Origin of the sequence: Bradyrhizobium sp. HKCCYLRH3059 (assembly GCF_051168035.1) — a bacterium.
Classification (GTDB): Bacteria; Pseudomonadota; Alphaproteobacteria; order Rhizobiales; family Xanthobacteraceae; genus Bradyrhizobium.
Map to the genome: position 1 here is coordinate 507,435 of NZ_JBNPUF010000006.1, position 26,207 is coordinate 533,641.

General features: G+C 66.5%; 20 protein-coding genes. 7 read left to right on the top strand and 13 right to left on the bottom strand.

Going from position 1 to position 26,207, the window contains the following annotated elements; translation table 11 throughout:
• Together ACQR13_RS21495 and ACQR13_RS21500 are read left to right on the top strand one after the other, a co-directional pair.
• Positions 1–930, top strand: a complete 930-nt coding sequence (locus ACQR13_RS21495; RefSeq protein ID WP_431335318.1) for a branched-chain amino acid ABC transporter permease — start codon at positions 1–3, stop codon at positions 928–930.
• An 8-nt stretch (positions 931–938) separates the two neighbouring features.
• Positions 939–2,408, top strand: coding sequence for an ATP-binding cassette domain-containing protein (locus ACQR13_RS21500; RefSeq protein ID WP_316167984.1), 1,470 nt, complete (start codon positions 939–941; stop codon positions 2,406–2,408).
• Positions 2,409–2,470: 62 nt separating this feature from the next.
• Here the strand turns inward: ACQR13_RS21500 and ACQR13_RS21505 are convergent, their stop codons facing one another.
• On the bottom strand, positions 2,471–3,199 hold the full coding sequence (locus tag ACQR13_RS21505; protein ID WP_434863213.1) for a hypothetical protein: 729 nt from the start codon (positions 3,197–3,199) through the stop codon (positions 2,471–2,473).
• A 557-nt stretch (positions 3,200–3,756) separates the two neighbouring features.
• On the opposite strand from ACQR13_RS21505, the gene ACQR13_RS21510 reads away from it, so the two are divergent.
• The 3 genes from ACQR13_RS21510 (at position 3,757) to ACQR13_RS21520 (ending at position 8,432) form a co-directional block, all read left to right on the top strand.
• Positions 3,757–4,785, top strand: a complete 1,029-nt coding sequence (locus ACQR13_RS21510) for a TRAP transporter substrate-binding protein (protein ID WP_315711928.1) — start codon at positions 3,757–3,759, stop codon at positions 4,783–4,785.
• 88 nt (positions 4,786–4,873) lie between these two features.
• The gene (locus ACQR13_RS21515) at positions 4,874–6,760 is read left to right on the top strand and encodes a TRAP transporter large permease (RefSeq protein WP_316172036.1); all 1,887 of its coding nucleotides are present in this window, start codon (positions 4,874–4,876) and stop codon (positions 6,758–6,760) included.
• A gap of 28 nt (positions 6,761–6,788) precedes the next feature.
• Entirely contained in the window at positions 6,789–8,432 is a 1,644-nt protein-coding gene (locus ACQR13_RS21520) for an acyl-CoA synthetase (RefSeq protein WP_316172037.1), read from the top strand.
• A 119-nt stretch (positions 8,433–8,551) separates the two neighbouring features.
• On the opposite strand, the gene ACQR13_RS21525 is transcribed toward ACQR13_RS21520, so the two are convergent.
• The 7 genes from ACQR13_RS21525 to ACQR13_RS21555 form a co-directional block, all read right to left on the bottom strand.
• On the bottom strand, positions 8,552–9,181 hold the full coding sequence (locus ACQR13_RS21525) for an antibiotic biosynthesis monooxygenase family protein (RefSeq protein WP_316172038.1): 630 nt from the start codon (positions 9,179–9,181) through the stop codon (positions 8,552–8,554).
• Positions 9,182–9,361: 180 nt separating this feature from the next.
• Positions 9,362–10,159, bottom strand: coding sequence for an MBL fold metallo-hydrolase (locus tag ACQR13_RS21530; RefSeq protein ID WP_316172039.1), 798 nt, complete (start codon positions 10,157–10,159; stop codon positions 9,362–9,364).
• Positions 10,156–10,947: a TatD family hydrolase gene (locus tag ACQR13_RS21535; protein WP_434863214.1), complete on the bottom strand. Its 792-nt coding sequence runs from the start codon at positions 10,945–10,947 to the stop codon at positions 10,156–10,158. Before ACQR13_RS21535 ends, ACQR13_RS21530 begins: the two co-directional genes overlap by 4 nt.
• Positions 10,947–13,031, bottom strand: coding sequence for a methionine--tRNA ligase (metG, locus tag ACQR13_RS21540; RefSeq protein WP_434863215.1), 2,085 nt, complete (start codon positions 13,029–13,031; stop codon positions 10,947–10,949). The genes ACQR13_RS21535 and metG overlap by 1 nt, the downstream gene beginning before the upstream one ends.
• A gap of 70 nt (positions 13,032–13,101) precedes the next feature.
• Positions 13,102–14,142: a DNA polymerase III subunit delta' gene (locus ACQR13_RS21545; protein ID WP_434863216.1), complete on the bottom strand. Its 1,041-nt coding sequence runs from the start codon at positions 14,140–14,142 to the stop codon at positions 13,102–13,104.
• Positions 14,139–14,819, bottom strand: coding sequence for a dTMP kinase (gene tmk, locus ACQR13_RS21550; protein ID WP_315827617.1), 681 nt, complete (start codon positions 14,817–14,819; stop codon positions 14,139–14,141). The genes ACQR13_RS21545 and tmk overlap by 4 nt, the downstream gene beginning before the upstream one ends.
• 4 nt (positions 14,820–14,823) lie before the next feature.
• On the bottom strand, positions 14,824–16,083 hold the full coding sequence (locus ACQR13_RS21555) for a D-alanyl-D-alanine carboxypeptidase family protein (RefSeq protein WP_315827618.1): 1,260 nt from the start codon (positions 16,081–16,083) through the stop codon (positions 14,824–14,826).
• 179 nt (positions 16,084–16,262) lie between these two features.
• On the opposite strand from ACQR13_RS21555, the gene ACQR13_RS21560 reads away from it, so the two are divergent.
• Positions 16,263–17,216 (top strand): alpha/beta fold hydrolase, encoded by a 954-nt coding sequence (locus ACQR13_RS21560; RefSeq protein ID WP_315751566.1) that lies wholly within the window; start codon positions 16,263–16,265, stop codon positions 17,214–17,216.
• On the opposite strand, the gene ACQR13_RS21565 is transcribed toward ACQR13_RS21560, so the two are convergent.
• The 4 genes from ACQR13_RS21565 to ACQR13_RS21580 all read right to left on the bottom strand — a co-directional run bounded on the left by ACQR13_RS21565 (position 17,213) and on the right by ACQR13_RS21580 (position 19,496).
• Complete coding sequence (locus ACQR13_RS21565) at positions 17,213–17,689, bottom strand: GNAT family N-acetyltransferase (RefSeq protein WP_315711946.1); 477 nt, start codon at positions 17,687–17,689, stop codon at positions 17,213–17,215. The two genes, ACQR13_RS21560 and ACQR13_RS21565, sit on opposite strands and share 4 nt — an antisense overlap.
• 55 nt (positions 17,690–17,744) lie before the next feature.
• Positions 17,745–18,293 (bottom strand): phage tail protein, encoded by a 549-nt coding sequence (locus tag ACQR13_RS21570; protein WP_315751567.1) that lies wholly within the window; start codon positions 18,291–18,293, stop codon positions 17,745–17,747.
• 49 nt (positions 18,294–18,342) lie between these two features.
• Positions 18,343–18,870 (bottom strand): phage tail protein, encoded by a 528-nt coding sequence (locus ACQR13_RS21575; RefSeq protein WP_315751568.1) that lies wholly within the window; start codon positions 18,868–18,870, stop codon positions 18,343–18,345.
• Between the two features lie 83 nt (positions 18,871–18,953).
• Positions 18,954–19,496, bottom strand: coding sequence for a phage tail protein (locus ACQR13_RS21580; protein ID WP_315751569.1), 543 nt, complete (start codon positions 19,494–19,496; stop codon positions 18,954–18,956).
• A 401-nt stretch (positions 19,497–19,897) separates the two neighbouring features.
• Here ACQR13_RS21580 and ACQR13_RS21585 point away from each other — a divergent pair, with 401 nt between their 5' ends.
• Positions 19,898–24,532: a beta strand repeat-containing protein gene (locus ACQR13_RS21585; protein ID WP_315751570.1), complete on the top strand. Its 4,635-nt coding sequence runs from the start codon at positions 19,898–19,900 to the stop codon at positions 24,530–24,532.
• An 87-nt stretch (positions 24,533–24,619) separates the two neighbouring features.
• Here the strand turns inward: ACQR13_RS21585 and ACQR13_RS21590 are convergent, their stop codons facing one another.
• Positions 24,620–25,537, bottom strand: coding sequence for a septal ring lytic transglycosylase RlpA family protein (locus ACQR13_RS21590; protein ID WP_315751571.1), 918 nt, complete (start codon positions 25,535–25,537; stop codon positions 24,620–24,622).
• Between the last annotated feature and the right edge of the window lie 670 nt (positions 25,538–26,207).

The following is a 26,207-nucleotide window of genomic DNA, read 5'->3' on the forward strand; positions in this document are numbered from 1 at the left end:
ATGCCTGCATTCGTTACGTCGCGGCTGTTCTGGATCGCGCTCCTGACCGTGATCGTGGCTCTTGTCCTCCCGACCTACGTCTCAGGCTACGTCCTCGGGCTGCTGACGGTCGCGTACTACACGGCCGTGTTCGCGATGTCCTGGGACCTGCTGTTCGGCTTCGCTGGCGAGGTCAATTTCGGACCGACCTTCCTGATCGGCGTCGGCGCCTATACGGCCGGCATTCTCGATGCGCACTTCTCGCCGGGCCTGTCGATCTGGCTGTGCATCGCCGCCGGCGCCCTGGCGGCGGTCGTCGGCGGCGTCGTGCTGGCGCTGCCGGCGCTGCGCGTCAGCGGGCCGTATTTCGGCCTGACGACGCTGGTCGCCGTGCTGATGCTGCAGAACTTCATCGTCGTCGCCGCGGGGCTGACCGGCGGCGAGATCGGCCTCGCCGTGCCGGACGTGATCTCGATCGATGCCAAGACCAACTACTGGATCGCGCTAGGCTTCATGCTGGTGAGCGGTGCGATCCTGTTCGGCTTGTCGCGCAGCGCCATCGGGCTGATCCTGCAGGCGAGCGGGCAGGACAAGATCCAGGCCGGCGCACTCGGCTTCAATGTCACCAAGCACAAGCTCGCCGCCTTCGTCGTCAGCGCGTTCTTCTCCGGGCTCGCCGGCGCACTGATGGTGTTCTACATGGGCACGGCCTCGGTCTCGACCTTTGTCGATGTCGGCGTCGGCGTGCAGATCATCATCGCCGCGGTGCTCGGCGGCCGCCGCACCGTCATCGGCGCCGCGATCGGCGCGATCTTCCTGATCGGCATGGGCGAGCTGCTGCGGCCGCTCGGCGAGCTCGCAACCCTGATCGTCTCGGTGATCGCGCTCGTGGTCATCCTGTTCTTCCCCGACGGCTTCCTCGGCATGATCAGGGGAGGGGCCAAGGCATGACGCAAGGCATGAGCAGCGCTCCGATGCTGGAAGTCAGCGGCCTCACCAAGCGCTTCGGCGGCCTCGTCGCCGTCAAGAATCTCAGCTTCTCGATCCATCCCGGCGAGATCCTCGGCCTGATTGGGCCGAACGGCTCGGGGAAGTCGACCGCAATGAAGAGCGTCATGGGCGTCGAGCGGCCGACCGCGGGCTCGGTCAGGCTCGACGGCATCGAGCTCGCCGGCCTGCCGTCGCACCGCATCGCGCGCATGGGCGTGGGGCTGGTGTTCCAGCATTCGCGGCCGCTGGCGCGCCAGACCGTGCTGGAGAACATCAAGGTCGCGCTGCTGCCGGACAAGCTGACGCGGCTGTTCGCCGACAAGGACGTCGATGCGCGCGCACGCGCGATCGCCGAGCGCGTCGGCCTCGGCAGCGTCATCGACCGGCGGCCGCCGACGCTGGCATTTGCCGACCTGCGCCGGCTCGAGCTCGCCAAGGCTGTCGCGCGCAGCCCGAAGCTGGTGCTGGTCGACGAGCCTTTCGCCGGCCTCACGGCGTCCGAGGTCGCCGACTTCTCCGAGCTCATCCGCGAATTCCGCGACGACGGCCACGCGGTGCTGCTGGTCGACCACAACGTCAAGAGCGTGTCGGCGCTGGTCGACCGCGTGCTGGCGATGTATCTCGGCGAGAAGATCGCCGAGGGCAGGGCGACCGAGGTTATGCAGGACGAGACCGTCCGCCGGGTCTATCTCGGCGGCGCGCTGGTCTCGACCGCGCGGCCGGAGGCCAGCTTCAAGGACGTCACGCCGGCGCTGCAGGTCGACAAGGTCGGCGTGCTCTACGGCAAGGCGCAGGCGCTGCAGGACGTTTCGCTGCACGTCCATGAGGGCGAGTTCGTCTCGGTCGTCGGCCTCAACGGCGCCGGCAAGACGACGCTGTTCAACGCGATCTCGGGCCTGGTGCCGTATTCGGGCGACGTGAAGTGGGCAGGGCGCAGCCTTGCCGGCGGCACGGCGGCGCAGATCGCCCGCTCAGGCATCGTGCAGTGTCCGGAAACGCGCGAATTGTTCGGCGACATGAGCGTGCGCGAAAATCTAGAGCTCGGCGGCAATGCGCTGTCCGACGCCGAGCGTGCCGAGCGGCTCGAATGGCTGTTCGGTCTGTTTCCGATCCTCAAGTCGCGGCAGCCGCAGCTGGCGCGCACGCTGTCCGGCGGCGAGCAGCAGATGCTGGCGATCGCGCGCGCACTGATGATGAAGCCGAAGCTCCTGATCCTCGACGAGCCGACGCTCGGACTTGCGCCGGTGATCCTAGAGACGTTGTCGAAGGCGCTCGATCGACTGCGCGAGACCACCAAGATCACGGTGCTGCTCGGCGAACAGAACGTCACCTTCGCGCTCCCGCACGCCGACCGCGTCTACGTGCTGGATCATGCCAAGATCGTCTGGGAAGGCCCGCCGGATCGGTTCGAGGCCGAAGCCGCGGCGAACTATCTGTGAGGGACGGGGGCAGGGAGCAGGGACATCCCTGCTCCCTGCCCGGATCTCTCATGAGTTCGGAGCTACGGGAAACGAGGCGGGCGCGCCTGTGGCGGCCGGGGCGCGAGGCGCGCCGCGGCGCCGACGGTCGTCGGCTCGGTCTTCGCTGCGCGGAACGCGCGTGCGAGCTGGTCCTGGCTGGCCTGCAGCTGTTCGATCGCCCTGGCGTGATCGCGGTTGGCCTGTTCCTGGCCGGACTTGAACTCCTGAAACCCGCTCTGCAGTTCGGCCAAGTCATGCGCGATCTTGTCGATCAGCGGCGCGACGTCCCGGTCGGGAGCAGACGGCACGTCATGCTCCGGCGTAGCCTCCGCCATCGCGGAGGATGGATCGCTGGCGCGCGTTGAGGTCGATGATGACGTCTCCGGTGTTGGTGAAACGGCTGGTGATGGTGAGGCAGGGGCCGTCTCGGCCGCACTCGATCCGTTCGCCGCCGTCTCCAGTGCCACCGGCGGATTCGCCGCCTGAGCGTTCTCACGCCGGATGGATTGAACCGCCGCTTCGATCCGGTCGGTGACGGAGGTGATGGTCTCGGTATGGTCCCGCGCCAGGGTGATGGCAGCGCCGATGAGCCCGGCCGAGGCCATCAGCGTGATCATGGCCCGCAATACGGGCCGGCGCCGGGGCGGAGGAGGCGTTTCCACGTGCTCGCTGCCCGCAGCGGGTTCGACAGCCTCGACCGCATCAGCAGCGGCCTGGGCCTCGATGTCGGCGATCCGCTGATCGATACGTGCGCGCACCTCGGCCAGCACCCGCTGATAGATCTCCTCGCAGACAGCGTCGTCAGGCGGCAGCGCGACATCACCCGGATCAACTTCCTTCGACGTCGACTGAACTGGCATGTCTTCGGATCCCATTCACGATACGCCCGTGCCCAATCCTGAAGGATGCGGTTTTGACCTCTGGGCTTTGACCAAACGAAGACTGCGGGGTGACGAGGCGGGGGCGATTTCGCACAGGCGCCGACGTGCGCTGGGCGGGCCGATGTGCGGCTTCCACCGTCCATGGCCAATTCGCATAAGGTATATTATGGAATATTTATATGCGTAGAGAGTTCAATGACTTGGCGCCAAATCCTCGAATTTGCGGCAGCCGCGGGCCCTTCAGAACCCCCGGCCAGCCCGAGCTGACGGGCGTTCGCCGTGGCCGAGACTCGCGCTGCGCATGACCTGCTGCGAACGCCGATATTGCTGCTGCGGCCCATCGCTGCAATAAGCGCAGATGACGTCGCTGATGTCGCTGGATTCGTCTGGCGATGCGTGCGGCGGCGCGATGCAACAAGAAGAAGCTTCTCCAGGGAGAAACGAGAATGAGCCTGTCACGACGCGCGCTGTTGAAGGCCTCCGCGGCGACAGCCGTACTGGGTGGAATTGGCACCGTCGCAGTGCCGCATGTGGCGCGCGCGCAGAGCGCCGAGTTCACCTACAAATACGCCAACAACCTGCCCGACTCCCATCCGCTCAACGTCCGCGCCAAGGAGATGGCGGCGGCGATCAAGGCCGAGACCGCCGGCAAGTTCGACCTGCAGATCTTCCCGAACAACCAGCTCGGTTCCGACACGGACATGCTGAGCCAGATCCGCTCCGGCGGCGTCGAGTTCTTCACGCTGTCCGGCCTGATCCTGGCGACCCTGGTGCCGGCCGCGTCGATCAACGGCATCGGCTTCGCGTTCCCGGACTACGACACGGTCTGGAAGGCCATGGACGGCGATCTCGGCGCCTACGTGCGCGGCCAGATCAACAAGGCCGGCCTCGTGGTCATGGACAAGATCTGGGACAACGGCTTCCGTCAGACGACGTCGTCGACCAAGCCGATCAATGGGCCCGACGACCTCAAGGGCTTCAAGATCCGCGTGCCGGTGTCGCCGCTGTGGACCTCGATGTTCAAGGCGTTCGAGGCCGCGCCCGCCTCGATCAATTTCAGCGAGGTCTATTCGGCGCTGCAGACCAAGGTGGTCGAGGGCCAGGAAAACCCGCTGGCGATCATCTCGACCGCCAAGCTCTACGAGGTACAGAAATACTGCTCGCTGACCAACCACATGTGGGACGGCTTCTGGTTCCTGGCGAACCGCCGCGCCTGGGAGGCCGTGCCGGCCGACATGCGCGCGATCGTCGCCAAGCACATCAACGCGGCCGCCGTGAAGGAGCGTGAGGACGTCGCCAAGCTCAATGCCGGCCTGCAAGCAGAGCTCGCGTCGAAGGGCCTGACCTTCAATCAGCCCAACGTCGCGCCGTTCCGCGACAAGCTGCGTACCGCCGGCTTCTATGCCGAGTGGAAGGGCAAGTATGGCGACGAGGCCTGGGCGCTGCTGGAAAAGGCCGTCGGCAAGCTGTCGTAACCTCGAGCGTGATCCGGAAACGTGGGACCGGCTTTCCGAAACGATCATGCTCAAAACAAGAATGACGTAGACGCGTTCGGGTGACGTCATGGCGCATGCCGAGTTCACGGAAATTGCGATCAGCGAGGTGGTCATCGAGATCCCTCGCCGCCGGTCCTGGCTCGATGGCTTGGATGCCTTGCTGGGTCTCCTGGTCGAGATCCCAGCCGCGCTGCTGGTCGTGGCCGAGATCGTCATCCTGTTCGCGGGCGTCGTGGCGCGCTACGTCCTGCACCGGCCGCTGATCTGGTCGGACGAGCTGGCCTCGATCCTGTTCCTGTGGCTCGCGATGCTCGGCGCTGCGGTTGCGTTCCGCCGCGGCGAGCACATGCGGATGACGGCAATGGTGGCGCGCGCCAGCCCCGGCTTGCGCGCCTATCTCGATCTGGTCGCCACTGCCGCGGCGCTGGCGTTCCTTGTCATGATCGCCTGGCCGTCCTGGGAGTACGCTTACGAGGAAAGCTTCATCACGACGCCGGCGCTGCAGATCGAAAACATCTGGCGCGCCGCCGCGCTGCCGGTCGGCATCGGACTGATGGCGCTGTTCGCCCTCATCCGTCTCGCCCGCACGGCCAGCGTCAGGACGATGCTGCTGGCCGTCGTCTCCGTCGCAGCCGTCATCGCGCTGTTCTGGGTGGCACAGCCGCTGCTGAAGCCGCTCGGCAACATCAACCTCGTGATCTTCTTCGTCGGCGTGGTCGGCTTGTGCGTCTTCGCGGGCGTGCCGATCGCGTTCGCCTTCGGGCTCGCGATCTTCGGTTATCTGGCGCTGACGACGCGCACGCCGCTGATGGTGCTGGTCGGGCGCATGGACGAGGGCATGAGCCATCTCATCCTGCTGTCGGTGCCGCTGTTCGTCTTTCTCGGCCTGCTGATCGAAATGACCGGCATGGCCCGCGCCATGGTCGCGTTCCTGGCGAGCCTCTTGGGTCACGTCCGCGGCGGGCTACATTACGTGCTGGTCGGCGCGATGTATCTCGTCTCGGGCATTTCCGGCGCCAAGGCGGCCGACATGGCGGCGGTCGCGCCGGTGCTGTTTCCGGAGATGAAGGCGCGCGGCGCCAAGCCCGGCGATCTCGTCGCCCTGCTCGCCGCCACCGGCGCACAGACCGAGACCATTCCGCCGAGCCTGGTTCTGATCACGATCGGCTCCGTCACTGGCGTGTCGATTGCGGCGCTGTTCACCGGCGGCCTGCTGCCGGGCGTGGTGCTGGCGATCACGCTGTGCGCGCTGGTGTGGTGGCGTTACCGCAACGAGGACATGAGCGGTGTCCGCCGCGCGACCGGAGCCGAGATCGGCAAGGCCTTCATCGTCTCGCTCCCTGCCCTGGCCCTGCCCTTCGTGATCCGCGCTGCCGTCGTCGAGGGCGTCGCGACGGCGACGGAGGTCTCGACCATCGGCATCGTCTATGGCGTGCTGGCGGGCCTGCTGGTCTATCGCCGTTTCGACTGGCGCCGCCTGATGCCGATGCTGATCGAGACGGCGGCGCTGTCCGGCGCCATCCTGCTGATCATCGGGACGGCGACCGGCATGGCCTGGGGCCTGACGCAGTCCGGCTTCTCGCGGGCGCTGGCGGCGGCCATGACCGGGCTGCCGGGCGGCCCGGCGACGTTCATCGCGGTCTCGATCGTCGCCTTCACGATCCTGGGCAGCGTGCTCGAGGGCATTCCGGCGATCGTGCTGTTCGGCCCGCTGCTGTTTCCGATCGCGCGTGCCGTCGGCGTGCACGAGGTGCATTATGCCATGGTGATCATCCTGGCGATGGGAATTGGTCTGTTCGCACCGCCGTTCGGGGTCGGATATTACGCCGCCTGCGCGATCGGCCGGGTCGATCCCGCGAAGGGCATCCGCCCGATCTGGGGCTACCTGCTGGCGCTTCTCATCGGCCTCGTCATCGTTGCGATTTTTCCGTGGATTTCGATCGGGTTCCTGTAGACTCTTCAGATGACGAGGGAGGGTGGTGATGAGCACGAACCAGTATCAGCTCGGTCTGGACAAGACGCCGGCCAACTACGTGCCGCTGACCCCGCTCAGCTTCCTGGCGCGCAGCGCGGCCGTCTATCCCGACCACGTCAGCACGGTCTATGAAGGCCGCAGCTTCACCTGGCGCCAGACCTATGACCGCTGCCGGCGCTTCGCGTCGTACCTCGCGGGCCGCGGCATCGGGGTCGGCGACACCGTGGCGGCGATGCTGCCGAACATCCCCGCGATGAATGAGGCGCATTTTGCCGTGCCGATGGCCGGCGCCGTGCTCAACACGCTCAACATCCGGCTCGATGCGTCCTCGATCGCGTTTCAGCTCGACCACGGCCAGGCCAAGATCATCCTGGTCGATCCGGAATTCTCCGGCGTGATCAGCGAGGCGCTCAAGCTGATGAGCGGCGCAAAGCCGTTCGTGATCGACGTCGACGACGCCTCCTATGCCGGCGGTAGCCGCATCGGCGAGATCGAGTACGAAGCAGCCGTCGCCTCGGGCGATCCCAGCTTCGAGCCGCGCCGTCCCACCGACGAATGGGACGCGATCGCGATGAGCTATACGTCTGGCACGACGGGCAATCCCAAGGGCGTCGTCACCCATCACCGCGGCGCGTACCTCAACGCCGTCAGCAACATCCTCGCCGGCGGGCTCGGCCAGCATCCGGTCTATCTCTGGACCCTGCCGATGTTCCACTGCAACGGCTGGTGCTTCCCCTGGACCATGGCCGCTGCGGCCGGCGTCAATGTCTGCCTGCGCAAGGTCGAGCCGACCAGGATCTTCGAGCTGATCAAGACCCACGGCGTGACGCATATGTGCGGCGCGCCGATCGTCTACAACGTCCTGATCAACGCGCCCGACGCGCCCAAGGGCAAGCGCGACAAGCCGGTGGTGGGGCTGATCGCGGGCGCCGCGCCGCCGGTCGCCGTGCTCGAAGGTGCCGAGAGCATCGGCATCAAGCTGACCCATGTCTACGGCCTGACCGAGGTCTACGGCCCCGCCTCGGTCTGCGCCGAGCAGCCCGGCTGGGACGACCTGCCGGCGCCTGAGCGCGCGCGGCTGAAGCGGCGCCAGGGCGTGCCCTATCCGCTGCAGGAAGCCGTCACCGTGCTCAATCCGGAGACGATGCAGGAGGTGCCGCGCGACGGCGAGACCATCGGCGAGGTGATGTTCCGCGGCAACATCGTCATGAAGGGCTATCTCAAGAACGAGAAGGCGACGCAGGAAGCCTTTGCCGGTGGTTGGTTCCACACCGGCGACCTCGGCGTGCTCGACGAGCACGGCTACGTCATCATCAAGGACCGCTCCAAGGACATCATCATCTCCGGCGGCGAGAACATCTCCTCGGTCGAGGTCGAGGACATCCTCTACAAGCACCCTGCCGTGCTGTTCGCCGCCGTCGTCGCCAAGCCCGATCCGAAATGGGGCGAGGTGCCTTGCGCCTTCATCGAGCTGAAGGACGGCGCGCAGGCGACGGAAGCGGAGATCATCGCCTATTGCCGCAGCCACATGTCCGGATTCAAGACGCCGAAGGTGGTGGTGTTCGGCCCGATCCCGAAGACGTCGACGGGCAAGATCCAGAAATTCCTGCTGCGCAACGAGGTGAACTCGGCCAAGGCGATCTCGGCGTAGGTGCCCATGAGTAGGGCGGGTTAGCGCCTCGGCGCGTAACCCGCCGTCCTTGACGCCAGAATGGCGGATTGCGCTCCGCTAATCCGCGCTACGCACTGCGCTCGCAATGACGAAAATGATCAAGAGCCCCTGCTCTTCTCCGGATAGTATTGCGGCGCCTCGCGGCGGTCGTACATGCCGTAGTCGCGGGTGACTTCGACGACGCGGATGTTGTCGGCGCCGGGTTCGGCGAGCAGCTGCGTGCTCAGTGCGACGCCGGTCGGCTCGTTCGGCAATTCGACGAGATGCGCGAAGCGTCCTTCCCGGTAGACGCTGGAGAAGCTCGCGACCGGCAGGTCCTTCACGCCGCTCAATTGCGGGGCCGCCGTCTCGACGGCCAGCACATAGGTCGGCGCACGCCGCTTCGGATCATTGTAGGTGCCTCGCCGCTCCGGCTGCCAGGCCGCCTGCCCTGGCTTTACCTCGTGGGCCAACTCGGCGATACGCAGGCGGTAGTCCGAGAACACCTTGTCGCGGCCGAGGGTCTGGATGTCGTGATGATGGGCATGGACGCGCCAGGCGGTCATGGCGCCCTCGTCCTGCCAGATCTGGTAGGACAGGATCAGATTGTCGCGCGACAGGCTCCGGAAGCGGTCGAGGAACAGGCAGCCGCCGAGCGCATCGAGCTCGGGCCGCAGCGCCGCGGCGAGTTGCAGATACTGGTCGAGGCGGCCCGGCTTGACCTCGACCTCGAAGAACAGCGACAGCATGGCAGCGTCTCCGTGTTTTTGGACGTCGGCTGAACTTCAAACGCGGTGGCCATCGCAGCCGGCCGCGCATGAAGGTCATTGCGAGCGAAGCGAGGCAATCCAGAAGCATTCCGACGACTCTGGATTGCTTCGTCGCCTTCGGCTTTTCTCAATGACGGCCTTGGCCGACGGACGATCGCCCTACCCGACCTCCAGCCGCATCCCGTCATAGGCCGGCACCACGCCCGCCGGCAGGCTCTGGCGCAGCACCTCGTAGTCAAGATCGGCGGTCATGTTGGTGATGACGGCGCGCTTCGGCTTGAAGCGCTCGATCCAGGCGAGAGCGTCGTTGACCGAGAAATGGCTCGGATGCGAGGCAGGGCGCAGGCCGTCGACGATCCAGAGGTCGAGATCCTCCAGCGCGCCCCAGCTCTCCTCGGGGATGTCGTTGAGGTCCGGCGTGTAGGCGGCATCGCCGATGCGATAGCCGAGCGCGGGGATATTGCCGTGCTGGACCAGGAACGCCGTCAGCTTCAGCTCGCCGCCCTTGCCTTCCACCGCCTGGGTCTCGCCCGCCTCGATCGCGTGCTGGGTCAGGATCGGCGGATAGTCGCTTCCCGGTGGCGAGATGAAGCAATAGGAGAACCGGTGCATGATGTCTTTCGCGGTCGACTGGTTCAGGTAGACCGGAATGCGCCGGCGCTGATGCATCACCACCGAGCGCAGATCGTCGATGCCATGGGTCTGGTCAGCATGCTCGTGCGTCAGGAATACCGCGTCGATGTGATCGACGTTGGTGTCGATCAACTGCTCGCGCAGATCCGGCGACGTGTCGATCACGACCCGCGTGACGCCATGGGCTCCGCGGCGCTCAGCCAGAAGCGAGCAGCGCCTGCGGCGGTTCTTCGGGTTGTTGGGATCGCAGGCGCCCCACCCCAGCGCCGGGCGCGGCACGCCGGCCGAGGAGCCGCAGCCGAGGATGGTGAGCGTCAGCGTCATGCAGCCTCCTTTGGCCGCGGCACCTTGGAGAACAGCTTGAAGAAGGTCTCGGTGGTCTGGCGCGAGAATTCCTCGAACGAGACGCCGCGGGTTTCCGCCAGCACCTTCGCCGTCTCGACGACGTAGGCCGGCTCGTTGCGCTTGCCGCGGAACTTGCCGGGCGCGAGATACGGCGCGTCGGTCTCGACCATGATGCGGTCGGCCGGCACCTCGGCGGCCAGCGCGCGAAGTGCGTCCGACTTCTTGAACGTCACGATGCCCGTGAACGAGATGTGCAGTCCGAGGTCGATCGCCTTCATCGCCAGCTCACGCCCGCCGGTGTAGCAATGCAGCACGGCCTGGAAAGGTCCGCGCGCCATCTCCTCCTCGAGGATGCGGCTGCACTGCTCGTCCGCTTCGCGGGTGTGGATCACCAGCGGCAGGCCGGTCGCGCGCGCTGCTGCGATGTGGGCGCGGAAGCCGCGTTCCTGGGCGTCCTTGGAGCCGTGGTCGTAGAAATTGTCGAGCCCGGCCTCGCCGAGCGCGACCACCTTCGGGTGCCTGGTCAGCGCGATCAGTTCCTCGGCCGCGATGCCGTCCTCCTCATCCGCATTGTGCGGATGGGTGCCGACCGAGCAGAACACGTTGTCGAACCGCTCGGCGATCGCCAGCAGCTCGGGCAGCCTGCGCACCCGGGTCGAGATCGTCACCAGGCGGCCGACGCCGGCGGCGGCGGCACGCGCGACGATGGAATCCAGATCTTCTGCGAAATCCGGAAAATCCAGATGGCAATGGCTGTCGACCAGCATCACGCCGCCGTCGGCTCGATGTAGCGCGGGAACACCGCCTGCGGCGGCGGCAGCTGCGTGCCAGCCGCAATCCGGACCTCGCCGCCGAGCCGCGCGAAGGTCCGCTCACCCTCGGGGATGCCGAGGCTGTCGAGCAGCTTTGCCGACGCCTGGGGCATCACCGGCTGGGTCAGGATCGCGACCTGCCGGATCACCTCGGCGGTGACGTAGAGCACGGTGTGCTGGCGCTTCGGATCGGTCTTGGCCAGCGCCCACGGCGCCTCGCCCGCGAAATAGCGGTTGGCCTCCGCGACCACCGACCACACGGCATTCAGCCATTGGTGGATCTGCTGCGTCGCCATGGCCTTGCGCGCCGCGCCGATCATCGCATCGGCCTCCGCCAGGATCGCCTTGTCATTGGCCGAGAACTCGCCGGGCTCCGGCAGCACGCCGCCGAGCTGCTTTGCGATCATCGACAGCGAGCGCTGTGCGAGGTTGCCGAGGTCGTTGGCGAGATCGGCGTTGATGCGCGCGACGATCGCCTCGTGATTGTAGTTGCCGTCCTGGCCGAACGGCACTTCGCGCAGGAAGAAATAGCGCAGCTGGTCGACGCCATACTGGTCGGCAAGATTGAACGGATCGACGACGTTGCCGACCGATTTCGACATCTTCTCGCCCCTGTTGAACAGGAAGCCGTGGGCATAGACCCGCTTCGGCACGGGCACGCCCGCCGACATCAGGAACGCCGGCCAGTACACCGCATGGAAGCGGATGATGTCCTTGCCGATGACGTGCACGTCGGCAGGCCAGTATTTCCAGTTCGCATCGCTCTCGTCGGGAAAGCCGACGCCGGTGATGTAGTTGGTCAGCGCGTCGACCCAGACATACATCACGTGCTCGTCGTCGTGAGGCACACGGACGCCCCAGTCGAAGGTGGTGCGCGAGATCGACAGGTCCTTCAACCCGCCCCTGACGAAGCTGATGATCTCGTTGCGGCGCGCATCCGGCCCGATGAAATCGGGCTGGCTCTCATAGAGAGCGAGCAGTCTGTCCTGATAGGCCGACAGCCGGAAGAAATAGCTCTTCTCCTCGACCCACTCCACCGGCGTGCCCTGCGGTCCGCGGCGGACGTTGTCCTCGCCGACGACGGTCTCATCCTCGGCGTAATAGGCCTCGTCGCGTACCGAGTACCAGCCCGCATAGCTGTCGGCATAGATGTCGCCATTCTCGCGCATGCGGTTCCAGATCGCCTGGACGGAGCGATGATGCGCGGGCTCGGTGGTGCGGATGAAGCGGTCGAACGAGACGTTCAGCCGCTCGTCCATCTCGCGGAACCGGCCGGCATTGCGGGTCGCGAGTTCGGACGGCGTCATGCCCTCGTTCTGCGCGGTCTGCACCATCTTCAGACCGTGCTCGTCGGTGCCGGTCAGGAAGTACACGTCCTTGCCGTCGAGCCGCGCAAAGCGCGCGATGGCGTCGGTCGCGATCGCCTCATAGGCGTGGCCGATATGCGGGTTGCCGTTGGGATAGGCGATCGCTGTCGTGACGTAGAAGGTGTTCTTGTCGACGGGAGCTACCGCGACCTGCGCTACGATCTCGTCGATCTCGTCGATCTCGACGACCACGGCCTCGACCTTCGGCTTGCGGGGTGCCTTCGGCTTCGCGGCGCGTGGCGGCTTCGGCGCTTCAACGATGGCCGGCGCGACCTTCTTCGGTGCAGCCGGCTGTTTCGGAGCGGCGGGCTTTCTCGCGGCCGAAGGCTTGTTCGTTGCTGCCGCGGGCTTGGCGGCCGTCTTCTTGACCGGCGCTGTGGCGGGCTTTGCCACGGCCTTCTTGGCCGGAGCCTTCACAGCTTTCTTGACCGCTTTCTTGGCGGCGCTCTTCGACGCTTTCTTGGCCGCGCTCGCCGCCGGGGCTTTGCTCTTGGCTTTCGCGGGCGCCGTCTTGGATTTGGCGGTCTTTTTCTTGGCGTCCTTGTCCTTCGCCGCCTTCGCCTTGGCGGCGCTGGCCTTGCCCTTCGCAGGCCCCTTGGCGGCAGCCTTCTTCGCGCCGCTCTTGCTCGCGGGCTTGCCCTTCTTCACGCTTGTCTTGCTGGCCTTCGCCACGGCAGATTCCTCTTTGACGACGTCGGTCGACGGATTGATCCTGATGATCCCGGGATGATGGTCGGCGCGGTTACCGCGTGGCTTCGGCGAGCATCCCGAACACCGAGAAAACCAGCGGTTTTCGCTCCAGATTATAGGATTCGGTGTCGCGCGCGGCGCGGACGATCTTTTCCCATACCTCCGCCAGCCGTGCAAGGCGCGGCAGTTCCGCGTTTGGATCTGCGGCCCGCAGCCGCTCCGCCACCCAGCGCTCGATGCTGTCGAGGAAGCTCGCCAGCGCGACGCGGTCGCTGGTGCCGAGCGCATCGCCCAGGGCATGCAGCTCGCCCGGGTCGATCCGAGGCAGGCTCGCGAGCAGCGCCGCGGTCCGGGTCTGCAGCTGCAGCCCGTCGCCGCCCAACAGCATGAGGGTCCGGGCGACGCTGCCCTCGGAGGCCCTGGCGGCCTCGCGCAGCGCCGGATCGGCTCCGTCCATTCCGTTGGCCTCGGCCGCGGCGCTGACGACGTCGTCGGTGGACAACGCCCGCAGCGCCAGCCGGCGGCAGCGCGACTTGATGGTGGCGAGCACCCGCGCCGGTGCGTGGCTGACCAGCAGGAACAGCGACTGCTGCGGCGGCTCCTCGAGGATCTTGAGCAGCGCGTTGGCGGCGTTCGGATTGAGCTCGTCGACGGTGTCGACGATGCACACCCGCCAACCCTCGACCGCCGCCGTCGAGCCGAAGAACGAGATCGTCTCGCGGGTCTCGTCCACGGTGATGACGGTGCGCAGCACGCCCTTGTCGTTGGCCGAGCGCTCCAAGGTGAGCAGCCCGCCATGAGCCTCGGAGGCGATCAGGCGCGCGACGTGGTCCTCCGCGTCGACGTACAACGAATCGGCGGCGCGCACCTCGGCGGTGGTGGGATCGCGGTGGGCCAGCACGAAGCGCGCCATGCGGTAGGCCAAGGTGGCCTTGCCGATGCCTTGTGGGCCGCCGATCAGCCAGGCATGCGCCATCCGTCCGCTGCGGTAGGCGGACAGCAGCGCCGCCTCGGCGTCGCGATGCCCGAACAAGGCGGTGGTTTCGCGTGGATGGCGGACCGCGATCTCCGGCTCGACCTTGCGTGCGCTCATGACGCCGCCGCCACTTCCGTGAACAGGCGTTCGCGCACGGCGTCCCAAACGAGCTGCGAGACCGTTTCCGCGCTCGCCGTAGCGTCGATCAGCACGCAGCGCCGGGGATCCTCGGCGGCGATCTTGTGAAAGGCGTCGCGCAGTCCCTTGTGGAACTTGATGTCTTCGCCTTCGAACCGGTCCGGGGTTCCGGCGCCGCGCCGCGCCCCGGCACGCTGCAGACCGATCTCGACGGGAACATCGAGGATGAGGGTCAGATCCGGCTTGAGGTCGCCGATCGTGACCCGCTGCATCGCATTGAGCACGTCCGGCGCGACCTTCCCCTGGCTGCCCTGGTAGGCCCGGGTCGAATCGAAGAAGCGATCGCACAGCACCCAGCTGCCCTGGTTCAGCGCCGGCAGAATCACGTTGCGGACATGGTCGTCCCGCGCGGCCGCGAACAGCAGCGTCTCGGCCTCCGGGCCCAGCAGCTTGCCCATGCCCGACAGCACGAGGTGGCGCATGATCTCCGCGCCCGGCGATCCCCCGGGCTCGCGGGTCAGCACCAGGCGCACACCCTCTTTCTGCAGATGGTCCGCCAGCATCTTGATCTGCGTCGATTTTCCGGCGCCCTCGCCACCCTCGAAGGTGACGAATCGGCCGCGGCCAGGACCACGTTTCAAAGCTGCTTCCGCCATGTCTCTAGAGCTTCTCGGCCCCGGCGCGGAACATCCCGATCACGAGCTCGCTGACCCCATCGATCGCACGCCGCATCGTGGATCCCCTGCTCACCGCCTCCGCAGCATAGACAGGGGCCTCCATGGCGATATTGGGGCCGCGCCAGACCCTGACAACCCCGACCTTCTGCCCGGGCTCGATGGGAGCCCTGACCGGGCCGCTGTAGACGATGCGGGCGATCAGCTTGTCGCCGCCGTTCTTCTGCACCATGACCTTGACCGGCACCGGGCTCGACAGCTTGACCGAGCGGCTCTCGCCGCCGAACACCTTGGCGTAGCCGATCGGCTGCTCCGCGGCGAACAGGGTACGGGTCTCGAAATTGCGGAAGCCCCATTCCAGCATCTTCTTGGCCTCTGTGGCGCGGTCCTCGGAATCTTCCAGGCCATTGACGACCACGATCAGCCGCGTGCCGTTCTGCACGGCCGAGCCGACCATGCCGTAGCCGCCTTCCTTGGTGAAACCCGTCTTGAGGCCGTCGGCGCCTTCCATCGCGTTCAAGAGCGGGTTGCGGTTCTGCTGGCGGATCTTGTTCCAGGTGAACTCCTTATCGCCGAAGATCTTATAGAACTCCGGGAAATCCAGGATGATGTGCCGGGCGAGCATGGCGAGCTCGCGCACCGTCATCTTGTTGCCGGGATCGGGCAGCCCGTTGGAATTGGCGAAGGTCGATTTGGTGAGGCCGAGCTCGCGCGCCCGCTTGGTCATGTAGTCGGCGGCGAAGATCTTCTCGTTGCCGGCCATGCCCTCGGCAAGCGCGATGCAGGCGTCGTTGCCGCTCTGGATGATCGCGCCATGCAGGAGGTCGCTCACCGAGACCTTGCTGTTGAGCGCGGCGAACATCGTCGAGGTGCCGGAGGGCGCCCCGCCCCGGCGCCAAGCATTCTCGCTGATGCGGTATTCGTCGTTGAGCTTGATCGTGCCCTCCTTGACGGCGTTGAACACCACCTCGGCGGTCATCAGCTTCATCATGCTGGAGGGCGCCCGCAGCTCGTCCGCGTTCTTCTCGAACAGCACACTGCCGCTGTTGGCCTCGATCAGGATCGCGGTCGGCGCATCGCCGTCGAAGCCGCCATCCTCCTTGCGCGCGCCCTGGACGCTCTGGTTGGCGGCGTACAGCGCGCCGCTCCAGCCGACGGCAACCGCCACCGTCAAGGCGATGAGCGCACGCGTCGCCCGTCCGGACGTGAAACCGGAGCGGCGCAGCGGTAAGGTCATGAAATTCATCGGCTAAGCTCTGGAGCGCACTGGGATTCTAGCAGTTGCGGGGGACGCAAACAACTCGGCAATCCCGCGGATGCGTCCGCTGTCCCGTGGATTTGCACGGCCCGTCGCGCGGTGCGATAGGTCGAGCGCCGGCAATCAACACGGCCAACTCGAAATTCGAGCGATCGAGGGTGGAAACAGTGTCATCGACGCGGATCATCAAGGCCAACGGAATCGAGCTGTTCGTGCGCGAACAGGGCGAAGGCCCCCTCGTGGTGCTGTGCCACGGCTGGCCCGAACTGTCCTATTCGTGGCGGCACCAGATCCCGGCCCTCGCCGCCGCCGGCTATCGCGTCGTGGCGCCCGACATGCGCGGCTTCGGCCGCTCGCAGGCGCCTGAGGATATCGGCGCCTATACCATCTTCGACACGGTCGGCGACATGGTCGGACTGGTCGGGGCGCTCGGCGAGCGTCAGGCCGTCATCATCGGCCACGACTGGGGCGCGCCGGTGGCCTGGCATGCGGCGCTGTTCCGGCCGGACGTGTTCACGGCCGTCGCGGGCTTGAGCGTCCCTCCCCCGTTTCGCGGTCGCGCCCGGCCGCTCGACACGCTCAGTGCCGGCGGCATCGAGAACTTCTACTGGCAGTATTTTCAAACGCCCGGCGTGGCGGAGGCCGAGCTCGAGCGTGACGTGGCGCTGACGATGCGCACGATGCTGGCGCGCGGATTCTCCGATCCGCAGTCGCTGTTCGTCGCACCGGACAAAGGCTTTCTCGGCGACGTCGCCCCCGATCTGCCTTTGCCTGCGTGGCTGAGCGAGGACGATCTCGCCGAGTTCGTCGCGGCTTACGGCGCCTCCGGCTTCCGCGGTGGCCTGAACTGGTACCGCAACATCGATCGCAACTGGGAGCTCACCGCGCCGTGGCAGGACGCGCAGATCCGCCAGCCGTCGCTGTTCATCGCCGGCAGCGCGGACGCCGTCGTCACCGGGCTGATCGGCGCCAAGCGCGTCCAGGACATGGCGCGAGTTCTGCCGGATCTGCGGCGCAAGCTGATCATCGAGGGGGCCGGGCACTGGATCCAGCAGGAACGCTCTGCCGAGGTGAATGCGGCGCTGATCGCGTTCCTGCGCGAGGTGGCTCCTGCTCGCTAGCGCGCGAGCGGCAGCTCCATCATGCGATGCGACGCCATCGCCTCGTCCGCCACATCGCGGAACCCCAGCCGCACGTAGAACCGGATCGCGTCCTCATTCGTCGTCGCGACCGCGAGCGAGAGCACGTCGGCGCCCTGCTCCCGTGCCGCCGTTGCGACCGCCTGCATGATCTCGCGTCCGACACCGGCGTTGCGCGCGCCCGGCAGCAGCGCGAGGTCGACCACGTGCCATCGCGACGCCGCGCGGTCGAGCAGCAGCCGCCCGACCGGCGCGGCATCGCGGAGAATGATCAGCGACTGCGCTGCCGGACATTGCGCCGCGTGGCCCGCGACCTGGGCGCGATATTGCTGCGCCAGCACGAGATCGAGCATCGCCGGCGGCAGACCGGCCGCGGCGAGCTGCGCACCTCTGACGGAGCCAAATAGGTCGCGCAGGAACGGCTCGTCGGCGGTCTCGGCGGGCCGCAGCCGCAAGCGAACATCCCGCGAGACGATCTCGCTCCCGGTCGTCACTCCGAGCCTGCTCGGCTCAGGAGTTGTTGAACGACGGGAAGATACCCGCATAGCAGATGCACCAGATCAGTGCCTGGGTCGGCTGCATGTTGTCGTGCGGGATGCTCTGCCCGGACGTCGTGACCGCGTTGGGAGCGAGGTTGACGTTCGCCGGCGGCGCCACGAAGCCGTTGAACGAGGGATCGATCGCCACCATCGTCCCGGGCGTCCCCGGCCCGGGGGCCGCGTTCGGCGCGGACCTGCTGCCGAGCTGCAGGTTATGCGTGTGCGCGGGCATTTCGGCCGAAACCAGCCCGACAGTGCTGCTGCCCATCATCTCGCCGATCACGCGGGGCTGCAGGCCGGGTCCGTCGCCTTGGCCGTTGGTGATCGCGCCGCTCAGATTGGGGAGCTGGAAGTTGGTCGTGCCGTTGCCGCCGAAATAGGTGCCGATCAAGGCGAACAACGGCGTGTATTGCTGAATTGGAAGCAGCTGGCCGAAGCACGGCAACCACGCACTATTGAAGCCGCCGGTTGCAAAAGTGAAGGGAAAAGCCTGGATTTCGCCAACAAAGGGATCAGACACGTCGTCTCTCCTCGAGAATGTGCGATGAAGCCGGTCGAACCGCGACGCCTCAGCCTGGCGAGGGATAGACGCCGTTGATGCAGATGCAGTAGTTGCCCACGACGGTCGGCATGATGTTGTTGTGCGGGACGCTCTGTCCCGCGGCGGCCACGCAGGGCGCCATGACCGAGTAGGTGCCGGCATCGGCGATGGGGGCATCGAGATTCCCGGTGGACGCGGTCGCCAGATGGACCGTGGGTCCGGGGATCGCCGTGTCGGCCGTGACCGTCGACGACAGCAGGGCATGGCTATGCGCGGGCAACTCGGTCGTGATCAGCAGGTGCTCGTCCTCGCCCGCGACCTCGCCAAGCACATACGTCGCGCCACCGGGCGGCGTGCCCTGCCCGAGCGGCACGCGGCCGCGCAGATCGGGCAGGTTGAACGTCTGGATGCCGTCGCCGCCATAGGTCGTTCCGAGGATCGTATAGAGCGCATCGTAGTTTGAAATGGACAGCGAGCTGCCGTCGCAGGCCAGCCAGCCGTCCGGTATGCGCGGAAAGGCGAACAGCCTGATCTCACCGAGAAACGGGTCTGACATCCCGACATCCTTTCATTGAGCCGTGGGCGCCGTGAGAGCAGGCGCGGCGCGGAACTGGGGGGATTCGATCGATCCGAAGACGCTCAGTTGCGCGAGGGGAAGACGCCCTGCATCGCGATCAGGTAGTTGATCACGAGGTAGGGCTGCATGTTGTTGTGCGCCTGCCCGCCGCCGATCTCGGGAATGTTCGTGCCCACGGCCAGCGGGACCTCGCCCGATCCTGCGGTCGCGAAGATCTTCTTGGGATCGTCCGCCGGCAGCGTATTGGTCCCGAACAGATTGTTCGTGGGACCCGCGCTTCGGCCGGCACCATTGGTCGTCGAGGCCTGCACCAGGTGATTGTGAGCCGGCATCTGAGCGAGGGTCAGCGTCACGGTCGTTTCGCCGCTGACCATCCCTGCGGGAAACTGACCGGAGCTGCCCGTCGATCCGAGGATGGCCCGGCCACGCAGATCCGGCAGCGCGAATGTCGTCACGCCGTTGCCGCCGTAATAGGTGCCGAGCAGTGAGAACAGCGCCTGGTTGGTCTGGATGGCGAGTAGCGCGCCGTTGCAGAACGCCCACCCTCTCGGCGGCTGAGATCCCGCAAAAGGCATGATCTGCCCCAACACAGGCGTCAACGGCATGCGCGTCTCTCCCCAATGTCATTTTGAAACGAATGGCGGCGGCTTGATCAAACAGCCTCCGCATTGAAATTTTTGAGAGCGTGAGAAACAACCTGTAGGAGAAGTCTAGGTTGCGTCGCTCGGATCCGTCAAGACAATAAAGTTCCGTAGATTGCGCTGTTGCCGCTATGCAACGCCAAGCAGAAGTCGTGCCCGGTCTGGTTGAATCGACTTGCCCGGAAGGCGCTGCTTCTCCAAGGTTACGATTGCGTTACCAAAATTTCTTCGAACCAATTTTTTTCAGCGGCACTCTCAGCCAATGAGGGGCCGTAAGGGGCACGACCAAATTGTCAACCGGGACTTGGCGCCGGAATTTTCATGCGGCATGCACGCCTCTGCGGCGTGCGCTGGGTTTTGTTTCGGTGGTTCTTGCCTTGATGCTCGCCTCGATGGTGGGCGCGCAGGCGGCCTGTAACTTCACGACCGGCTCGACCACCAGCACCAGCATCACCATCAACGGAACGGGCGCCGGCAATGCCGTCGGTCTGTGCGTCACCAACGACGTGGTGCTCTGGGGTCTCTACGGACACTCGAATGGCACCAACAGCCCGCCGATTGATGCGTTCAACAATCTCCCGATGACGGCGGGCGGCCTGAGCTACACCAATCTCAGCTACACCGGCGCCAAGGCGACCTACACCCTGATTCCCGTGCCGATCGGCGGCGACTTCACGCAGGTGCCGGAATACACTATCCGGATCGATTCGCTGTCCGGATCGGGAACCGAGAACATCACGCTCTTTTATGCGAGCGACTGCTCGCACACCGCCGGCAATTGTAGCGGCGCCGGCACCACCAACACCTCGTTCACGATCACCGTCACGTTGCCCGGCCCGACCGCGACGCAGGCCATCGCGTCGAAGTCGCTGACCGTCAATACCGCCGCGACATCCTTCACGCCGGTCACCGGCTCCGGCGGCACCGCACCGCTCAGCTATGGCATCGCCCCGACGCTGCCGACCGGTCTGTCCTTCAACACGTCCACGGGCGCCATCACCGGTACGCCCACGGTCACCAGTGCCGCGACCACCTACACGGTCACGATCACCGATGCCAACTCCGCGACCGCCAGCAATACCTTCAGCCTCACGGTCAACGGCGCGGTGACGGCCACGCAGTCCGTTGCCTCCAAGACGCTGACGCAGAATCAACCATCGACCAACTTCACGCCGGTCACCGGCGGCGGCGGCACCCCGGCCTACACCTACAGCGTGTCACCGTCCCTGCCCACCGGTCTCACGCTCAACACATCGACCGGCGCGATCACCGGCACGCCGACGGCCGCGAGCGGCGCCACGACCTACACCGTGACCGTGACCGACGCGAACAGCGCGACCGCCTCGAACACGTTCAGTCTGACAGTCAACTCGGCCGTGACCGCGACCCAATCGGTCGCTTCGAAGACGCTGACGCAGAATGTGGCCGCGACATCGTTCACGCCGGTCACCGGCGGCGGCGGCACCCCGTCGCTCAGTTACAGCATCGCGCCCGCGCTGCCCGCCGGCCTCTCGCTCAACACCTCCAGCGGCGCGATCACGGGCACGCCGACCGCAAGCAGCGGCGCGACCACGTACACGGTGACGGTCACCGATTCCAACAGTGCCACAGCCAGCAATACGTTCAGCCTGACGGTGAACACCGCCGTCACCGCGACGCAGTCGGTGAGCTCGGCCACGGTGACCGTGAACACGGCCATCACGACGTTCACCCCTGTCACCGGCGGTGGCGGCACAACGCCGCGGTCCTATGCCATCGCGCCGACCTTGCCGACCGGACTCAGCTTCAACACCAGCACCGGCCAGGTCAGCGGCACGCCGACGGTGACCAGCAGCACGACCACCTACACGGTGACGGTGACGGATTCCAACGGCGGCACCGCCAGCAACACCTTCCAGCTCACCGTCAATGGGCCGGTGAGCGCGACGCAGGCGATCGCCTCGAAGACGCTGACGCAGAATGCCGCAGCGACGTCGTTCACGCCGGTGACCGGATCGGGCGGCACGCCGCCGCTCTCCTACGGCGTTGCCCCCGCGCTGCCGACGGGCCTGACGCTCAACACCTCGACCGGCGCGATCACCGGCACACCGACCGTGACCAGCGGCGCTACGACCTACACGGTCACGGTCACCGACGCCAACACTGCCACGGCCAGCAATACGTTCAGCCTGACGGTGAACAGCGCGGTCACCGCGACGCAGGCGATCGCCTCGCGGACCTTCACCGCCAACCAGGCCATCACCGCCTTCACCCCGGTCACCGGTGGCGGCGGCACGGGGACACTGACATATTCGATCTCTCCGTCCCTTCCGGCCGGCCTCAGCATCAGCGCCTCCACGGGCGCGATCTCCGGCACGCCTTCGACGAGCGCGGCGACCGCGACGTACACCGTGACCGTCACCGACACCAACAACGGGACCGCCACGAACACCTTCAGCCTGACAGTCAACGGCGCTGTCAGCGCCACCCAGTCGATCCCGGCCAAGTCCCTGACCGTCAATGTCGCCGCGACATCCTTCACCCCGGTGACCGGGGGCGGCGGCACGTCGCCGCTCACCTATGGCATCGCACCGACACTGCCCGCCGGGCTCAGCTTCAACACCTCGACGGGTGCCATCACGGGCACGCCAACCGCGATCAGCACGGCCGCGACCTATACGGTCACCGTGAGCGACGCCAACAGTGCCAGCGCCAGCAACACGTTCAGCCTGGCCGTCAACGGTGCCGTGACGGCGACCCAGGCGATCGCGTCCAAAGGATTGACCGTCAACACGGCGGTGACCTCCTTTACACCGATCACCGGCGCCGGCGGCACCTCGCCGCTGAGCTACGGCATCGCGCCGGCGCTGCCCGCAGGGCTCGCCTTCAATACGACCTCGGGTGCGATCACGGGCACGCCGACGGCCACCAGCGGCGCCACGACCTATACGGTCACGGTCACCGACGCCAACACTGCGACGGCGACCAATACGTTCAGCCTGGCGGTGAACGGCGCGGTCAGCGCGACCCAGGCGATCGCGTCGACCACCCTGACTGCGAACCACGCCGTGACGCCGTTCACGCCGGTCACGGGCGGCGGCGGCACCGCGCCGCTCGCCTATTCCGTCTCGCCGACGCTCCCCGCGGGACTGTCCCTCAATGCGGCCAACGGCAGCATCTCCGGAACGCCCACGGTGACCAGCGCGGCGACGACATTCACCGTGACCGTGACCGACGCCGCCAACGCGACCGCGAGCAACACATTCAGCCTGACCATCAATGGTGCGGTGACGGCCACGACGGCCGTGCCGTCCAGCTCGCTGCCGATCAACCAGGCGGTGACGCCATTCACGCCGGTCACGGGCTCGGGCGGTACGGGCACGCTGGTGTTTGCCGTTTCACCGGCCCTGCCGGCCGGCTTGAGCTTCAACACGAGCAATGGCCAGATCACCGGCACGCCGACGGTTCCGGCGGCAATGACCACGTATACGGTGAGCGTGACCGACACCAACAGTGCCTCGGCCAATGCCACCTTCAATCTGTCGGTGGGCCAATTGGTCACGACGGTCGCGCTGACCTCGTCGCAGAACCCGAGCCAGTTCGGGCAGCCCGTGACCTTCACGGCCACGGTTTCAGCGTCGGGCGGCACCCCGACCGGAACGGTCACCTTCAACGACAATGGCACGCCGATCGGCACGGCGACGCTGGCGGGCGGCGTTGCGACGTTCGCCACCTCGACGCTCGCGGTCGGCAGCCACACGATCACGGCGAGCTATGCCGGCACCACGCTGTTCACGGCGAGCACCTCGCCCGGCCTTGCCCAGACCGTCAACGTGCCGGTCGACAGCGTTCGGCTGCGCTCGCTGCAGCAGACCGTGAGCAAGCTGGTCGCGCAGAATTCCGGGCAGGCGATCTCCGGCGCGATCGATGACGCCATCGCCGACGGCTTCAACGATGGCGGTTCGTTCCTGACGCCCGGCAATGCCCGCATGCGCTTCAACTTCTCGGCCGATCCGCGCGATCAGGACGAGCGCTCCCCGGCCGGCGACCGCGCCGGCAGCGGCGACAGCAACGCCTATTCCTCGCTGCTGCCGGGCGCGTCCCAGCCACGTGGACGTGGTCGCGGCCGGATCGACGATGCGTTCGCGGCCATCGATCGCGGCGACAGGAAGCAGGCCGCGCCGAAATGGCACGAGCAGAAGGAGTGGCTGCTGTGGGCCGATGTGCGCGGTTCTGGCGTCGACCGCTGGGGCAGCACCAGCATCGGCGGCGTCACCCAGGCCAGCCAAGCCTCGATCTATGGCCAGCAGCTCAACGCCACGATGGGATTGACCTACCGCGCCGCGCCGAACTTCCTCGTCGGCGTGCTCGGCGGCTACGAGACCTTCAGCTACACCCAGCAGGACATCAACGGGAAGCTGAAGGGCGACGGCTGGACCACCGGCGCCTATCTCGGCTGGAAGATCATTCCCACGCTGCGCTTCGATGCAGCCGTGGCCTATTCCGGCATCGGCTATGACGGCAGTGCCGGAACCGCCCAGGGCAATTTCAGCGGCCAGCGCTGGATGGTTTCCACCGGTCTGACCGGCACGTATAAATGGGCCGGCCTGGTGCTGGAGCCGTCCACCAAGGTCTACGCATTGTGGGAACACCAGAACGCCTATACGGACTCGCTGGGCACGCGGCAGGGCACCAATGATTTCGCCAGCGGCCGCGCGTCGGGGGGCCTGCGCGCCGCCTACCCTGTCGTCTGGCTCGATAGCGGGCTTCTTCTGACGCCGTTCGTCGGCCTGTACGGCGACTACTACTTCACCAGGGAGGATGCCAACACGCTTGCCGCCGGCGCGCTGGCCTCGACGCCGCTGCTGCAAGGCTGGTCGGCCCGCGCCACCGGCGGTCTCGGCATCCAGACAGCCGGCGGCATCGGTGTCGGCCTCGGTGCCGAGCTCGGCGGCATCGGCAGCAACACCCGCGTCTGGACGTTTTCGGCCAAGGCGCGGGTGCCGTTCAGCGCCCAATAGGCATTCCCAATAGCCGTTGGCGGCGCACTCGAATCGAAACCGCCCCGGCTGGGGCGGTTGGTTCGACGTGCGAGATCGTATGGAAGATCAGTACAGTCCGCGGCCGCCAAGGATCTCGCGGGCCTCGTCAGCGCCGTCCGCCGCGCCGCTCGATGACGGCACGTATCGGCCGCCCTGATCGTAGGACACCGCGCGCGGGTTTTCGAGGCTCCGTCCGCGGGTCCGGCTGGAGGCCGACATCTCCGACGTCGCGGCAACCGATGCCAGGTCGGCGGAGGTGTTGCCGAGCGTGTAGGGACGCCCCTCGGGCAGCGGGACCTCGCCGCGAATCGGGCGGCCTGCGCCGATCTCGGGAACGAACGGCCGGGCGGAGGCGACGCGGACGAGAGAAGGCGCCGGCGCCGGGATGCCGGTGCGCAGGGTTGCCATCAGCTGGGTATCGTCGGACCCTTCGAGAGGGGCGCGGCCGACATATTCGACGCGGACGCGGGCGACGCCGTTGCCCTTGAACTCGAGCAGATCGGCCGCCTTGTTGGAGACGTCGATCAGCCGGTTGCCGTGGTACGGGCCGCGATCATTGATGCGGACGATGAGCGATTTGCCGTTGGCGAGATTGGTGACGCGGGCGTAGCTCGGCAGCGGCAGCGTCGGATGGGCAGCCGTCAGCGACGTCATGTCGAAGACCTCGCCATTGGCGGTCAGCCGGCCGTGAAAATCATCGCCATACCAGGAGGCCATGCCCTCGGCGCGATAGTTGGTATCCTCCTCGGGAACATAGGTCTTGCCGGCGACGGTATAGGGCTTGCCGATGCGGTAGACGCCACCGCCCTTCGGCACCGGCTCGCCGAATCCGACGACGCGCGGGCTCGACGACACGCCGTATTTCGGATCGACCTTGCTGGCGAATTTGTTGGACGAGGCGCAGTTCGCGACCATCAGGCAGGCGAGGACGGCGACGGCACTGCGCACCGCTCTCTCGACCGGATCTGTTTGACCAATCCCCATCGACCCCAATTACCAATGTGCCGGTCGCAGCCGAGCCCTCCCATCAGGCCCGCGCGTCCCGGCTTGTCCCCGAGTCGCATCCCCGCAACTCAATGCACAAGGATAACGCAACCCGAAGACGGCGGAAATGGGGTGGGCCCCGCCGTGGTTAACCGGAGCTTTCCTGCGGTTGTGACGTGGACGGTGGCCGCCCAGGCGTGCACCTCCGCTGTGCCTCCGTGTTGCGAGTGCACCTTTTTGGACACATATGTTGCGTGAAATCCTCACCTACGAGTGTTCTCATTTCCCGGGACCTGAATCATTTTGACTGTGCAGGGCTGCACGTCGTTTGCTTCACGTGGGGCGCAACAGGGTGTGTTCGCTATGATCGAAGCAATGACGGCAGTGATGGGCTTGGTTGGCGCCGGGATCTTCCTTGCTCATGCGTTTGAAGGCGTCCGCTCGCGGGCCTGAGTCCGGACATATCGGACAGCCGACGCCATGGTCGGCTCTCGTCCGCGTCGATGTTTGCGTCCGCTTCAATAACGACACTTCAGGAGCATCCCTGAAGCTGGCAGTTTCGACCAGCAGATCATCCAGACCGCTCATCGCCCGGCCCTCGGTTTTCTCCGGCCGGTGCGAGATCGGACCGGTAGCGCAGCCGCAGCAGGTGGCCCATGCGACACCAAGA

Bases quoted from the DNA above. Each gene is read 5' to 3' on its own strand.
- ACQR13_RS21495 (WP_431335318.1), top strand. From the start codon at position 1: ATGCCTGCATTCGTTACGTCGCGGCTGTTCTGGATCGCGCTCCTGACC.
- ACQR13_RS21500 (WP_316167984.1), top strand. From the start codon at position 939: ATGAGCAGCGCTCCGATGCTGGAAGTCAGCGGCCTCACCAAGCGCTTC.
- ACQR13_RS21510 (WP_315711928.1), top strand. From the start codon at position 3,757: ATGAGCCTGTCACGACGCGCGCTGTTGAAGGCCTCCGCGGCGACAGCC.
- ACQR13_RS21515 (WP_316172036.1), top strand. From the start codon at position 4,874: ATGGCGCATGCCGAGTTCACGGAAATTGCGATCAGCGAGGTGGTCATC.
- ACQR13_RS21520 (WP_316172037.1), top strand. From the start codon at position 6,789: ATGAGCACGAACCAGTATCAGCTCGGTCTGGACAAGACGCCGGCCAAC.
- ACQR13_RS21525 (WP_316172038.1), bottom strand. From the start codon at position 9,181: ATGCTGTCGCTGTTCTTCGAGGTCGAGGTCAAGCCGGGCCGCCTCGAC.
- ACQR13_RS21530 (WP_316172039.1), bottom strand. From the start codon at position 10,159: ATGACGCTGACGCTCACCATCCTCGGCTGCGGCTCCTCGGCCGGCGTG.
- ACQR13_RS21535 (WP_434863214.1), bottom strand. From the start codon at position 10,947: ATGCTGGTCGACAGCCATTGCCATCTGGATTTTCCGGATTTCGCAGAA.
- ACQR13_RS21545 (WP_434863216.1), bottom strand. From the start codon at position 14,142: ATGAGCGCACGCAAGGTCGAGCCGGAGATCGCGGTCCGCCATCCACGC.
- tmk (WP_315827617.1), bottom strand. From the start codon at position 14,819: ATGGCGGAAGCAGCTTTGAAACGTGGTCCTGGCCGCGGCCGATTCGTC.
- ACQR13_RS21555 (WP_315827618.1), bottom strand. From the start codon at position 16,083: ATGAATTTCATGACCTTACCGCTGCGCCGCTCCGGTTTCACGTCCGGA.
- ACQR13_RS21575 (WP_315751568.1), bottom strand. From the start codon at position 18,870: ATGTCAGACCCGTTTCTCGGTGAGATCAGGCTGTTCGCCTTTCCGCGC.
- ACQR13_RS21580 (WP_315751569.1), bottom strand. From the start codon at position 19,496: ATGCCGTTGACGCCTGTGTTGGGGCAGATCATGCCTTTTGCGGGATCT.
- ACQR13_RS21590 (WP_315751571.1), bottom strand. From the start codon at position 25,537: ATGGGGATTGGTCAAACAGATCCGGTCGAGAGAGCGGTGCGCAGTGCC.